Source organism: Piscinibacter sp. XHJ-5, from assembly GCF_029855045.1.
GTDB lineage: Bacteria > Pseudomonadota > Gammaproteobacteria > Burkholderiales > Burkholderiaceae_C > Albitalea.
In genome coordinates, this window is the sequence record NZ_CP123228.1 from 4,573,477 (window position 1) to 4,587,435 (window position 13,959).

Here is a 13,959-nt window from a genome sequence, read left to right on the forward strand (position 1 = left end):
CCAGGCATTCCGTCTACCGCAGGGAGCGATGCGCGGCTTGCGTCCCTGACCTACGCGTCTCGGCCGTCTTCGAGCGCATCGGCCACGGCGCGCACGGCGAGCAGGTACCCGATCGGCCCCAGCCCGCAAATCACCCCGGTTGCCGCCTGCGACATGAGCGAACGGCAGTACGGCTCGGGGCGCCGGTGGATGTTGGTCAGGTGGACCTCGACCAGCGGCTTGCGGATCAGCTTCAGCGCATCGAGCACCGGCACGCAGCCGAACGAGAAGCCCGCGGGATTGATCACGACCGCGGCGTCGCATTCGAAGGCCTCCTGGATCCAGTCGACCATCACGCCCTCGTGATTGGTCTGGCGGAAGTCGCAGCCCAGACCCAGCTCGTGCGCGAGCTGCTCGGTGCGCTGGCGGATTTCCGGCAGGGTGGTCGTGCCATAGAGATGCGGCTCGCGGCGGCCCAGCAGGTTGAGGTTGGAGCCGTTCAGCACGAAGAGCGGATGGGGCATGGGAAGCTTTCGAGGTGGAGCGAACAGTCGGCGTGCGCCCCGTCCTACTTGCGGATGCGCACCAGCTCGTCCTGGTACAGCTTGACGATCGCCGGGTCGTAGGTGGCGGAGAGCCGCTCGGTCACCGGCCTGGCCACCTGCACCATGCGCTGCTGCTCAGCGGCGCTCAGCTCGTTGAACTGCATGCCCTTGGCCTGCAGCTCGCCCACCGCCTTCTGCGCCGCGGCACGGCTGGCCTGCCGCTGATAGTCGCGTGACTCGTTGGCCGCATCGACCATCATCTTCTGCTCGGCGGGCGAGAGCTTGTCCCAGAAGCGCTTGCTGACGAGGATGATGTTGGCCGCGTAGACGTGGTTCGTCGCGCTGACGTACTTCTGCACCTCGTAGAACTTGTTCGAGAGGATCACCGCGAACGGGTTTTCCTGCCCGTCCACGGCGCGGGTCTCCAGGGCGCCATACAGCTCGGCGAACGGCATGGGCACCGGGTTGGCCTTGAACGCCTTGAAGGTGTCCAGGAACACCGGGTTCGGGATCACGCGCAGCTTCAGGCCATCCAGGTCCTCGGGCTTGGTGATGGGGCGCTTGCTGTTGGTGACGTTGCGAAAGCCCAGGTCCCAGTAGCCCAGCGAGACCAGCCCCTTCTCCGGCAGCCTGGCGATCAGCGCCTGGCCGAACGGACCGTCGAGCAGCGCATCGGCCTGGGCGAAGTTGGCCACCGAGAACGGGAAGTCGACGAGCCCGAACTCCTTGACGATGCCGGCCAGCGAGGTGGTCGCGGGCGCCGACATCTCCTGCACGCCGCCCTGCAGCGCCGACTGCTGCTGCATCTCGTTGCCCAGCGTGGAGGACGGGAATTCCTGCACCTTCAGCTTGCCGCCGCTCTTGGCCGACAGCAGCTCGGCGAAGCGCTTCACGCCCATGCTCACCGGGTGATCGGTGTTGTTGAGATGGCCGAACTTGATGGTGCGCTCCTGCACCTCCTGTGCTCGGGCCGGCACGACGAGCGCGGCAGAAGCCAGGAGCAGGAGCGCGGTGGTCGTTGCGCGTACGTTCATGGGGTTGTCTCCGTGGTAGGAACAGCTGGGATGACGCAGATTCTGGAAACCTGGCGCACGGGCGTTCCAGGCTGGAAACCGGTTGCACATGACGAAAGGAGTCACGCGTGACGACGGCGTTGGACCGAGGCTTGTCGCTCATCGAGCGGCTGGCGGGTCAGCCCGAGGGCATGTCGCTGAGCGCGCTGGCCGACGAGTTGCTGATCCCGCGCAGCGCCTGCCATCGCCTGCTCGTCGAGCTGCAGCAGCGCGGCTACGTGCGCCAGGTCGCCAGCTACGGCGACTACATCCTCACGACCAAGGTGGCCTCGCTCGGCCTGGGCTTCCTGAGCAGCGCCGGCATCGTCGACATCGCCGAGCCGCTGCTGGAGCGCCTGGCGAAGGAGTCGGGGGAGCTGGTGCGCCTGTCCATCGTCGATGGCGACCGTCTCACCTGGATCACCAAGTGCCAGGGCACGCGCAAGGGCGTGCGCTACGACCCCGACATGGGCATGGACGCACGGCTGTCGTGCACCGCCTCAGGCCATGCCTGGCTGCTGACGCTCAGCGACGAGCGCGCGCTCGAGCTCGTCACGCGGCAGGGCTTCGGCGAGCCGAAGGACTACGGACCGAAGGCACCGACCACGGTGAAGGCCCTGCTCGGCTTCCTTCACGCGGCGCGCACGCGCGGCTACGCCATGATCGACGAGGTCTTCGCGCCGGGCATGACCGCCATGGCCGCGCCGGTCCTGCGGCGCAGCGAGGCCATCGGCGTCATCAGCATCGCCGGACCGCGTCTGCGGCTGACCCCCGATCGCATGCACGCCCTGGCGCCGTCGCTGCTCGCCGCGGCCGCGGAACTGGGGCCGATGAGCCGAGCGTCCACGCTGTTCGGGCGGCCGCCGCTGGGGAAAGCGTGAGGGGGAGGCCCTCACCGGGGCGTACCCAGGTGCAAGTCATGACGCACGGCGCTACCAAACTCCCTCTCCCGCTCGCGGGAGACGGAGAGCATCCGGTTGCGCGCCACGTCACATCGCCTGCACCGGCACCGCAAAGATGTAGCCCGCCCCCCGCTCGGTCACGATGAACCGCGGCTGCGACGGATTGGGCTCGATCTTGCGGCGCAGGCGAAGGATCTGCACGTCGATCGAGCGGTCGTAGATCTCGTCGTCGTAGAGATGCGACTGCTCGATGAGCTGCCCGCGCGACAACACGCGCTGGGGAGAGGCGAGCAGCGCCGTCAGCAGGCTGAACTCGCCGTTGGGCAGCACCTGCACGCGGCCGTCGGGGCTCTTCAGGCGGCGCAGGCGCAGGTTCAGCTCCCAGCCTTCGAAGCGGTACGCGCGCAGCTTGCCCACCTCGTCGGCGATCGTCGAGTGCAGCTTCACGCGGCGAAGCAGCGCCCGCAGGCGGGCGAGCAGCTCGCGTTGCGAGAACGGCTTGGTGAGGTAGTCGTCGGCGCCCAGCTCGAGCCCCATCACCCGATCGGCCTCGTCGCTGCGGCCGGTGAGCATCAGGATCGGAATGCTGCCCTGTTCACGCAGGCGGCGGGCGATCGCCAGGCCGTCCTCGCCGGGCAGCTTGAGGTCGAGCACGATGCAGTCGACCACTTCGCGCTGCAGCACGTCGTCCATCTCGGCGCCGCCGCTCACCGCGGTGACGCGCATGTCGTTCTTCGCGAGGTACTGCGTCAGGACGTCACGCAGGTCGGGGTCGTCATCGACGGCAAGCACATGCGGCAGGGAATCACTCATCGTCGGCATCGCGTCGTCGGCATTGGCTGGGCATGACCGTAGCACGGGCAGGCGAGGTCTTCAAACCCGGGCACGGCAGCCGGCGTTACGTCGGTAATACGTTGCCGGCCCCTGCCCGCGCTGCGCGCGTTACCGACGCAACCGCACGCGCCGGCCCGGCAACGCGGCATCAACCAACGCTGCCGAAGCTGGTGCTGCAGGCCGCACAAGGCGATGGCCGCCACGCGCCGAGCCTGCGACGATTTCCTCCCGCCCGCACCATGAACATGTCCGCGACCCCCGAGCGCACGGCGATCGCCGTCGACATCGACCCGCCGTTCCAGCACGTGCTCGCCGCGTGGCTGGGGGCGCGCTCGTACCGCGTGAGCTTCCTGCCGATGTCGGCCGCGTTCGACGTCCCCGAGCCGATCGACCTCGTCGTCTGCGAGCTCGCGGTCCCCAAGCAGGGCGGCGGGCAGGCGCTGCGCCAGCTCGCACGCGCGCACGCGAGCGCGCCGCTGATCGCGATCTCGTCGCGCTTCGTCGCCGACGCGCGCCGCGATGCGCTCGCGCGGCAGCTGGGCGTCCAGGCGGCCGTGGCCAAGCCGTGCTCGCGCTACGATTTCGACAACGCGCTCGACGCCGCCGTCGCGATGCCCTCGAACTCCCGCCATTCCCACGACCACCATCCCGCGCCGCAGCGTCCGCGGCAGGCCCGATGACCGCACACGGTGCCGACAGGCAGGGCGAGGTGCGCCGCCGCTGGATCATCGGCGCGATGGCGCTGTTCATCACGGCGATGATCGTCAGCGCTGCGCACGACCTGTGGACCTCGCGCCGCGAGGCCGAGCGGCAGGCCGAACAGGAGATCGTGGTCCTGGCCCGCGTGCTCGCCGAGCAGACGCGCCGCTCGCTGCAGACGGTCGACGTGATGCTGCGCGAGATCGCCGACGCGCACCGCGCCGATCAGCTGCCCGCGGTCGGCAGCCGGCCGATGGACGACTATCTCGAGGTCCAGCGCAGCCAGGAGCGCGACGTCCTGTCGGTGTTCCTCGCCGGACCTGACGGCCGTCGGCTGGCGGGCAGCGGCGACGCCGCGGACACGCCGGACAGCCTGGCGCGCTGGCCCGGCTTCGACCGGCTGAAGACCGATGCGGCGCTGACCACGCTGGTCGAGCCGGTCGCCCGGTCGTCGCCCGAGGGGCGCTGGAGCCTGCCGATGCTGCGGCGGATGGCGGCACGCAACGGGCGCTTCGACGGCTGCGTCGGTGCAATGCTGGACACGAGCTACTTCGAGCGCTTCTATGCGGAGACGGGCCTCGGCGAAGGCCATGTGCTCGCGCTCGTCGGCGGCGACGGCAGCCTCGTCGCGCGTCATCCGCGTCGCGACGGCGCGGTCGGGCAGCCGGTCGGCGGGTGGGCGCAGGGGCGGCGCGCGTCGGACTCGATGGCCGCGCCCCGGCGCTTCTTCAGCCGCCAGGACCGCGTCGAGCGGCTCGGGGTGTCGCAGCCGGTGCCAGGCTACCCGCTGCACGTGCTGGTGGCGCGCGACACCGATCTCGTGTTCGCCTCGTGGCGCGAGGCGGCCTGGGGCAGCGTGCTGCGCACCGCGCTGCTGTGCGCGGCGGCGCTGGGACTGCTCGCGGTGGTGCTGCGCCAGTTGAAGCGGCTGGAGACGGCGCGTGCCTCGCTGACCGAATCGGCTCAGCAGCTGCGGGTCTCGGAGGAGCGCTATGCGCTGGCCGTCGCGGGCGCGAACGAAGGGCTGTGGGACTGGGACCTCGCGACCGACCGGGTGTTCTTCTCGGCGCGTGCGCAGCAGGCCTGCGGCATCCCGCCCGGCGAATCGATGCGCGCGCGGCGCGATTGGATCGCCCTGCTGCCCTATCACCCGGACGACCGGCCGCGCGTGCGCGACGCGCTGGTCGCCCACTTGCGGGGCCGCTCGCCCCACTACGACGTGGAAATGCGCATCGCGGTCGGCGAAGGAACGCCCGACCCCGACGCGCCGGATCGCTGGAACTGGGTGCGGCAACGCGGCCTGCTGGTGCGCGACGAGAGCGGACGGCCGCGCCGCATGGCCGGCTCCATCGAGGACATCACCGGCCGCAAGCGCGCCGAAGTGCAGCAGCAGCAGCTCGAAGTGCGTCTGCGCACGGCGCAGAAGCTCGAGGCGATGGGCACGCTGGCCGGCGGCATCGCGCATGACTTCAACAACATCCTCGGCGCGATCCTCGGCTATGCGGAGCTGGCCCATGGCGAGGTCGAGCCGGGCAGCGCGCTGCAGCACCAGCTCGAAGGCGTGATGAACGCCGGGCTGCGCGCGAAGTCGCTGGTGCAGCGCATCCTGGCGTTCAGCCGCAGCGGCATGGGCGAAAAGCTGCCCGTGCACGTGCAGGCGGTCGTCGAGGAGGCGCTGGACCTGCTGGCAGCCTCGCTGCCGGCCGGCGTCACCCTGCAGCGAGACTTGCGTGCGGGCGACGCAGCGCTGGTCGGCGATCCGGCGCAGATCCACCAGGTGGTGATGAACCTCGGCGCCAACGCGCTGCAGGCCAGCCGCTCGCCCGGGGTGGTGTCGGTGACGCTGGCACCGCTCACGCTCGACGCGCCGCGGCATGCCACCAGCGGCGACCTGCCGGCCGGCGAGTACCTGGAGCTGGTGGTGTGCGACCAGGGCACCGGCATCGAGGCCTCGCAGATCGAGCGCATCTTCGATCCCTTCTACACCACGAAGGCCGTCGGTGTCGGCACCGGGCTGGGCCTGTCGCTGGTGCACGGCATCGTCGCCGAGCTGCGGGGGGCGATCGACGTGCGCAGCGAGCCGGGCCGGGGCAGCACCTTCACCGTGCTGCTGCCGTGGCACGGCGCAGTCACCTCCGATCCGCGGCTCAGCAGCCCGCAAGAGCAGCTGCCCCGCGGCAACGGCGAGCGCGTGCTGCTGGTCGACGATGAAGCCGCGCTGGTCGCCCTGGGCGAGGAGACGCTGGCCGCGCTCGGCTACGAGCCGGTGGGCTACACCTCCAGCGTCGAGGCGCTGCAGGCCTTCGAGCAGGATCCGCTGCACTTCGATGCCGTGCTCAGCGACGAGACCATGCCTCAGCTCACCGGCTCGCAGCTCGCGGCCGCGGTGCGCCGCGCCCGGCCCGACCTGCCGGTGCTGCTGATGACCGGCTATGTCAGCCCCGCGCTCGCCGCACGCGCGCGCGAGCTCGGGGTGCGGGAGGTGCTCGCCAAGCCGCTCGTCGCGCGCGACATCGCACGGGCGCTGGCGGGGGTGTTGCAGGCGGGGTGAGGGGCCGCCAATCGCGGCGGCCGCGCGCGTTACCGCAGAAACCTTCTCGCGCCGCGCCGCGAACCGATCGGTAACGCACCCCACCCACAGTGCCTTTCGTCCGGGCCGTCCCGTGGCCGGGAGGAGGAGCTGATGAAGCACGCCGTCAAGCTGGTGAGCGCCGCCGTCGCGCTGACCCTGTGCGCTGTCGGCGGCTGGCTGCACGATCGCGCCGCCGCCGCCACCGCGACCACCGCCGCCGCGAGCAGCCCGAAGGCGCGCCGCGACGCCGGTGCATCCACGCGCGGGCCGCGCGCGCAGCCGGTGTCCGTCGGCGTGGTGCAGCAGCGGGACATGCCAGTCACGCTCGACGCCGTCGGCACCATCACCGCCTCCAACACGGCCGTCGTGCATGCCAAGGTGAGCGGCGAGCTCAAGGCCCTCTACTTCGCCGAGGGCCGTCCCGTGCGGGCGGGCCAGGTGCTGGCGCTGATCGACCCCCAGCCCTTCGCCATCGCGCTGGAGCAGGCGCAGGGCCAGCTCTCGCGTGACCAGGCGCAGCTGCGCAATGCCCAGCTGGACCTGGAGCGCTACCGCGCCCTGATCGACAAGGACGCCGCGCCCAAGCAGCAGCTCGACACGCAGCAGGCGCTGGTCCAGCAGCTTCAGGGCACCCTGCTGGCGGACCAGGCGGCCGTGGACAACGCCCGGCTGCAACTGTCGTATACGCGCGTGCTGGCGCCGATCTCCGGGCTCGCCGGCCTGAAGCAGGCCGACCTGGGCAACGTGGTCAACCCGGCCGACGCGAACGGGCTTCTGAGCATTGCGCAGACGCAGCCGGCGGCCGTGGTGTTCGCCGTGCCCGATGCGGTGCTGCCGCGCATCCGCGAACGGCTGCGCGCGGGCGCGCCGTTGCCCGTCGAGGCGCGTGACCGCGACGGCAAGACGGTGCTTGCGCAAGGCCGCGTGGCGAGCAACGACAACGCCATCGACACCGCCACCGGAACGCTCAAGCTCAAGGCCCTGTTCGCCAACGCCGACAACCAGCTGTTCGCCAACCAGTCGGTTCATGTGCGGCTGCAGCTCGACAGCCTGCCCGCGGCGCTGACCGTGCCCGCTGCGGCGGTGCAGCGCGGTGCGCCCGGCACCTACGTGTATGCGCTGAACGGAGACGGCACCGCCCGGCTCGAGCGCATCACCGTGAGCGCCACCGACGGCGAGACCACCGCGGTGCAGGGCAGCCTGCACGCGGGCGACAAGGTGGTCATCGACGGGGCAGACCGCCTGCGCGACGGCGCCCGGGTCGACGTCGCCCCCACGCGATGAATCCGTCGCGGCTGTTCATCGAACGTCCGGTGGCGACATCGCTGCTGATGCTGGCCATCCTGCTCGCGGGCGCGCTGGCCTGGCGCCTGCTCCCGGTCGCCGCGCTGCCCGAGGTCGACTACCCCACCATCGAAGTCACCACGCTGTATCCCGGCGCCAGCCCGGACGTGATGACCTCGTCGGTGACCGCGCCGCTGGAGCGCCAGTTCGGTCAGATGCCGGGCCTGGCGCAGATGTCCTCGAGCAGCTCGGGCGGTGCGTCGGTGATCACGCTGCGCTTCGACCTCAACCTGTCGCTGGACATCGCCGAGCAGGAGGTGCAGGCCGCCATCAACGCCGGCGCGAACCTGCTGCCCACCGACCTGCCGATGCCGCCGGTGTACAGCAAGGTCAATCCGGCGGATGCGCCCATCATGACCATCGCCGTGACCTCGCCGGCGCTGCCGGTGGTCCGCGTGCACGACCTGGTGGAGAGCCGCCTGGCGCAGAAGCTTTCCGAGCTGCCGGGCGTGGGCCTGGTCAGCATCGCCGGCGGCCGCCGGCCCGCCGTGCGCATCCAGGCCAATCCCGAGGCGCTGGCCGCGCTCGGGCTGTCGCTCGAGGACCTGCGCAACACGGTGGGAACGGCCAACGTCAGCCAGGCCAAGGGCAGCTTCGACGGGCCGCTGCGCGCCTCGACGATAGACGCCAACGACCAGATGAAGAGTGCGGCCGAGTACGCCGACATGGTGCTCGCGTACAAGAACGGCAGCCCGGTGCGGCTGCGCGACGTGGCGACGCTGGTGGACGACGCGGAGAACCTGCGCCTGGCCGCATGGGCCGACGACACGCCGGCGGTCATCCTCAACGTGCAGCGCCAGCCCGGGGCCAACGTGATCGAGACGGTGGACCGCGTGAAGGCGGTGCTGCCGCGGCTGCAGGCCGCGCTCCCGGGCTCGGTGGACGTGCGCGTGCTCGGCGACCGCACGACCACCATCCGCGCCTCGGTGCGCGACGTGCAGATCGAGCTGGCGTTCGCGATCGCGCTGGTGGTGGCCGTCATCTTCGTCTTCCTGCGCAGCGTGCCGGCGACCGTCATCCCCGCGGTGGCCGTGCCGCTGTCGCTCGTCGGCACCTTCGGCGTCATGTATCTCGCCGGCTTCTCGATCAACAACCTCACGCTGATGGCGCTGGTGATCTCCACCGGCTTCGTCGTCGACGACGCCATCGTCATGATCGAGAACATTGCGCGCCACCTCGAAGAGGGCGCGAGCAATGTCTTCGCCGCCGCCGTCGAAGGCGCGCGCCAGATCGGCTTCACGATCATCTCGCTCACCGTGTCGCTGATCGCGGTGCTGATCCCGCTGCTGTTCATGGGCGACGTGGTGGGGCGGCTTTTCCATGAATTCGCGATCACGCTGGCGGCCTCCATCCTGATCTCCGCGTTCGTGTCGCTGACGCTCACCCCGATGATGTGCGCGCGACTGCTGCACCCGGTGCGCGAGCAGCGCCACAGCCGCCTGGGGCACGCCGCGGACCGTGCCTTCGAGCGGATCGTCGGCGGCTACAGCCGCCTGCTGAACCGCGTGCTCGACCACCGCGCGGCGACCCTCGCGGTGTTCGTGCTGACCGCCGCGCTCACCGCCGCGCTCTACGTCGTCGTACCCAAGGGCTTCTTCCCGGTGCAGGACACCGGTCAGATCCAGGGCATCACCGAAGCGGCGCAGTCCACGTCGTTCGCGGCGATGGCCGAGCACCAGCGCACGCTCGCCGCCCGCCTCCTCAAAGATCCCGCGGTGCAGAGCGTGGCCTCCTTCATCGGCGTGGACGGTGCGAACACCACGCTCAACGCGGGCCGGCTGCAGATCACGCTGCGGCCGCGAGAGGATCGCCTCGGCAGCGCCGCCGACATCGCGCAGCGGCTGACCGACGCCGCGCGCGACGTGCCCGGCATCGCGCTGTTCCTGCAGCCGGTGCAGGACCTCACGCTGGAGGACCGCGCCGCGAAGACGCAGTACCAGTTCACCTTGAGCTCGCCCGACAGCGCGCAGCTGTCGCGCTGGACGGCCACGCTGCTCGACAGCCTGCGCCACCTGCCGCAGCTCACCGGCGTGGCCAGCGACCAGCAGGAGCAGGGCCTGCAGGCGTGGATCGACATCGACCGTGAGGCCGCCGGACGCCTGGGCGTCAGCGTCGCCGCCATCGACAGCGCGCTGTACGACGCCTTCGGCCAGCGCCTCGTGTCGACCATCTTCACGCAGAGCAACCAGTACCGCGTGGTGCTGGAGGTGGCGCCGCAGTACCGTCTCGGACCGGACTCGCTCGCGGCCCTGCACGTGCCGGGCACGAACAACGTGCAGGTGCCGCTTTCGTCGGTGGCGCGCGTGGTCGAGCGCACGGCGCCGCTCGCCGTCAACCACGTGGCGCAGTTCCCGTCGGTGACGATCTCGTTCAATCCTGCGCCGGGTGTGGCCCTGGGCGACGCCGTCAAGGCCATCCGGGCCGAGGAGGCGCGGCTGCAGATGCCGGCCAGCATCGAGACCGGCTTCCAGGGCGCGGCGCTGGCCTTCCAGGCCTCGCTCGGAAGCACGCTGCTGCTCATCCTGGCGGCGGTGGTGACGATGTACATCGTGCTGGGCGTGCTCTACGAGAGCACCATCCACCCGCTGACCATCCTGTCAACGCTGCCGTCGGCCGGCCTCGGCGCGCTGCTGGCGCTGCTCGCCTTCCGCCTGGACCTGGGAATCATCGCCGTCATCGGCATCGTGCTGCTGATCGGCATCGTGAAGAAGAACGCCATCATGATGGTCGACTTCGCGCTGGCGGCCCAACGAGCGGACGGCCTGTCGCCGCGCGACGCCATCCACCGGGCCTGCCTGCTGCGCCTGCGTCCCATCCTGATGACCACGATGGCGGCATTGCTCGGTGCACTGCCGCTGATGCTGGGCACCGGCGTCGGCAGCGAGCTGCGCCACCCGCTCGGCGTGGTGATGGTCGGCGGCCTCATCGTGAGCCAGCTGCTCACGCTGTTCACGACCCCCGTGATCTACCTCGGCTTCGCGGGGCTGGCGAGAAGCCGATGAACCTCTCGCGCGTCTTCGTCGACCGCCCGGTGGGCACCGCGCTGGTGACCCTCGGCGTGGCGCTGGCGGGGCTCATCGCCGGCTCGCTGCTGCCGGTGGCGGCGCTGCCGCAGGTGGAGTTCCCGACCCTCTCGGTCACCGCCTCGCTGCCCGGGGCCAGCCCCGACACGATGGCCGCCACCGTGGCGACGCCGCTGGAGCGCACGCTGGGCACCATCGCCGGCGTCAGCGAGATGACCTCGACCTCGTCGCTGGGCAGCACGCGCATCACGCTGCAGTTCGACCTCGACCGCGACATCGACGGCGCCGCGCGCGACGTGCAGGCGGGCATCAACGCCGCGCGCTCGCTGCTGCCGAGCGGGCTGCCGAGCAATCCCACGTACCGCAAGGTGAATCCAGCCGATGCGCCGATCATGGTCATCGCGCTCACCTCCGATACGTTGACGCGCGGCCAGATGTACGACGCGGCCTCCACCGTGCTGGCACAGCGGCTGGCGCAGGTCGACGGCGTGGGCCAGGTGACGATAGGCGGAGGCGCGCTGCCCGCGGTGCGCATCGAGCTCGACCCGGTGGCGCTGGCCGCCAAGGGCATCGCGCTGGAGAACGTGCGGGCGACGGTGGTCGCCAGCAACGCCAATCGGCCGAAGGGGGTGCTGGAGGACGCGGTGCGCGGCTGGCAGATCGGCGCCAACGACCAGGCGCGCAGCGCGGCCGACTATGCACCGCTGGTGATCAGCTACCGCAACGGCGCGGCGCTGCGGCTGCGCGACGTGGCCGACGTGGTCGACTCGGTGCAGGACGTGCGCAACGACGGCATCGCCAACGGCAAGTCCGCCGTCCTGCTGATCCTGAACAAGGCCCCCGGCGCCAACATCATCAAGACCGTCGACGCGATTCGCGGCCTGCTGCCGCAGCTTCGCTCGGCGATCCCCGCGGCCATCGCCGTCAACGTGGTGCAGGACCGCACGCCGACGATCCGCGCGTCGGTGCACGAGGTGCAGCGCACGCTGGCCATCGCCTTCGGCCTGGTGATCGTCGTCGTGTATGCCTTCCTGCGCAGCGCGCGGGCCGCACTGCTGCCGGCGGTCGCGGTGCCGGTGTCGCTGGCGGGCACCTGCGGCGCGATGTTCCTGCTCGGCTACAGCGTGGACAACCTGTCGCTGATGGCGATGACGGTGGCCACGGGCTTCGTGGTGGACGACGCCATCGTGGTGCTGGAGAACATCGCGCGGCATGTCGAGCGCGGCATGCCGCCGCGCGAAGCCGCGCTCAAAGGCGCCCGCGAGATCGGCTTCACGGTGGTCAGCATCAGCCTCTCGCTGGTTGCCGTGTTCATCCCGCTGTTGGCGATGGGCGGGATCGTGGGTCGGCTGTTCCGCGAGTTCGCGGTGGTGCTGTCGGTGTCCATCCTGATCTCGATGGCGGTGTCGCTGAGCACCACGCCGATGATGGCGGCGCAGCTGCTGCGACCGCCCGGCCGCTCGCGTCCACCGCCGCGGCTGGCGCGCGCGCTGGCGCGCGGGTATCGGCGGTCGTTGCGCTGGACGCTACGCCATCAGCCGCTCGCGCTGGCGGTGCTGGCCGGCGCGATCGCCCTCAACGTCGCGCTGTGGATCAGCATCCCCAAGGGCTTCTTCCCGCAGCAGGACACCGGGCTGATGGTGGGCAGCGTGCAGGCCGACCAGAGCAGCTCGTTCCAGGCCATGCAGGCCAAGCTGCGCGCGTTCAGCGACGTCGTGCGGGCGGACCCCGCGGTGGCCACCGCCACCGGGTTCACCGGCGGCGGGCAGCGCAACACCGCGAACATGTTCATCACGCTGAAGCCGCGCGGCGAGCGCGACGGCGTCGACGCCGTGATGACGCGGCTTCGCGCGCGGCTGGCGCACCTGGCCGGCGCCAACCTGTTCCTCGCACCGGTTCAGGACGTGCGCGTCGGAGGGCGCCAGGCCAACGCCTCGTGGCAGTTCACGCTGCAGGCCGACGACCTCGCCGAGCTGCGCCGCTGGGAGCCGCGCGTGCGCCAGGCATTGGCGCGGCTGCCGCAGATCACCGACGTCAACAGCGACCAGCAGGACCACGGCCTGCAGACGTCGCTGGTCGTCGACCGCGACGCCGCCGCACGCGTGGGCCTGACGATGAGCGCGATCGACGGCGCACTCGACGACGCCTTCGGCCAGCGCCAGATCGGCGTGATCTACAACCCGCTCAACCAGTACCGCGTCGTCATGGAGCTGGCGCCGCGCTGGCTGCAGAGCCCGCAGACGCTGCAGCGCTTCGACGTCACGACGCCCGCCGGCAGCCGCGTGCCGCTGTCGGAAGTGGCGCGGGTGGAGACCACCAGCACGCCGCTGTCGGTGAACCATCAGGGCGGCGCGCCGGCCAGCACCGTCAGCTTCAACCTGGCGCCGGGGGTGTCGCTGTCGCAGGCGGTGGACGCCGTCGATGCCGCCGTCGCGCAGCTCGGCCTGCCGGTGACGGTGCGCGGCGGCTTCCAGGGCACGGCGCAGGCCTTCCAGTCGTCGCTGGCGTCGCAGCCCCTGCTGATCGGCGCGGCCATCGTCACGATCTACCTGGTGCTGGGCATGCTGTACGAGAGCCTGATCCACCCGGTGACCATCCTGTCGACGCTGCCGTCGGCAGGCCTGGGTGCGCTGCTGGCGCTGCGGCTCGCCGGCATCGACTTCAGCGTCATCGCGCTCATCGGCGTGGTGCTGCTGATCGGCATCGTGAAGAAGAACGCGATCATGATGATCGACTTCGCGCTTTCGGTGCAGCGCGCGGGGACGACGGGCGCCGGCGCCGCCATCTACCGCGCCGCGTCGCTGCGCCTGCGGCCCATCCTGATGACCACGCTGGCCGCGGTGTTCGGCGCCCTTCCGCTCGCGCTGGGACGCGGCGACGGCGCGGAGCTGCGCGTGCCGTTGGGCATCGCGATCGTCGGCGGCCTGCTGCTGAGCCAGCTGCTCACGCTCTACACCACGCCGGTGGTGTTCGCCTGCATGGACCGCCTGCGCGCGCCGCGCAGCTGAA

General features: G+C 71.0%; 9 protein-coding genes. 6 read left to right on the plus strand and 3 right to left on the minus strand.

Annotated elements, in window-relative coordinates:
• Positions 1-50 precede the first annotated feature (50 nt).
• Positions 51-503 carry a type II 3-dehydroquinate dehydratase gene (locus tag P7V53_RS21595; RefSeq protein ID WP_280151571.1) on the minus strand — a complete coding sequence of 151 codons (453 nt, stop codon included), beginning with the start codon at positions 501-503 and terminating at the stop codon, positions 51-53.
• 44 nt (positions 504-547) lie between these two features.
• Entirely contained in the window at positions 548-1,558 is a 1,011-nt protein-coding gene (locus tag P7V53_RS21600) for a TRAP transporter substrate-binding protein (RefSeq protein WP_280151572.1), read from the minus strand.
• Positions 1,559-1,665: 107 nt separating this feature from the next.
• On the opposite strand from P7V53_RS21600, the gene P7V53_RS21605 reads away from it, so the two are divergent.
• On the plus strand, positions 1,666-2,457 hold the full coding sequence (locus tag P7V53_RS21605) for an IclR family transcriptional regulator (protein ID WP_280151573.1): 792 nt from the start codon (positions 1,666-1,668) through the stop codon (positions 2,455-2,457).
• A 108-nt stretch (positions 2,458-2,565) separates the two neighbouring features.
• On the opposite strand, the gene P7V53_RS21610 is transcribed toward P7V53_RS21605, so the two are convergent.
• Positions 2,566-3,291, minus strand: a complete 726-nt coding sequence (locus P7V53_RS21610) for a response regulator (protein WP_280151574.1) — start codon at positions 3,289-3,291, stop codon at positions 2,566-2,568.
• 266 nt (positions 3,292-3,557) lie between these two features.
• Between P7V53_RS21610 and P7V53_RS21615 the strand changes: the two genes are divergently transcribed.
• From P7V53_RS21615 to P7V53_RS21635, 5 genes are all read left to right on the plus strand, one after another.
• Entirely contained in the window at positions 3,558-3,992 is a 435-nt protein-coding gene (locus P7V53_RS21615) for a hypothetical protein (RefSeq protein ID WP_280151575.1), read from the plus strand.
• A complete protein-coding gene (locus P7V53_RS21620; protein ID WP_280151576.1) occupies positions 3,989-6,562 on the plus strand; it encodes an ATP-binding protein in 2,574 nt (857 codons plus the stop codon). The genes P7V53_RS21615 and P7V53_RS21620 overlap by 4 nt, the downstream gene beginning before the upstream one ends.
• A gap of 132 nt (positions 6,563-6,694) precedes the next feature.
• Positions 6,695-7,867 (plus strand): efflux RND transporter periplasmic adaptor subunit, encoded by a 1,173-nt coding sequence (locus P7V53_RS21625; protein WP_280151577.1) that lies wholly within the window; start codon positions 6,695-6,697, stop codon positions 7,865-7,867.
• Complete coding sequence (locus tag P7V53_RS21630; RefSeq protein WP_280151578.1) at positions 7,864-10,929, plus strand: multidrug efflux RND transporter permease subunit; 3,066 nt, start codon at positions 7,864-7,866, stop codon at positions 10,927-10,929. The genes P7V53_RS21625 and P7V53_RS21630 overlap by 4 nt, the downstream gene beginning before the upstream one ends.
• On the plus strand, positions 10,926-13,958 hold the full coding sequence (locus P7V53_RS21635) for an efflux RND transporter permease subunit (RefSeq protein ID WP_280151579.1): 3,033 nt from the start codon (positions 10,926-10,928) through the stop codon (positions 13,956-13,958). Before P7V53_RS21630 ends, P7V53_RS21635 begins: the two co-directional genes overlap by 4 nt.
• The last annotated feature ends 1 nt before the right edge of the window (position 13,959 follow it).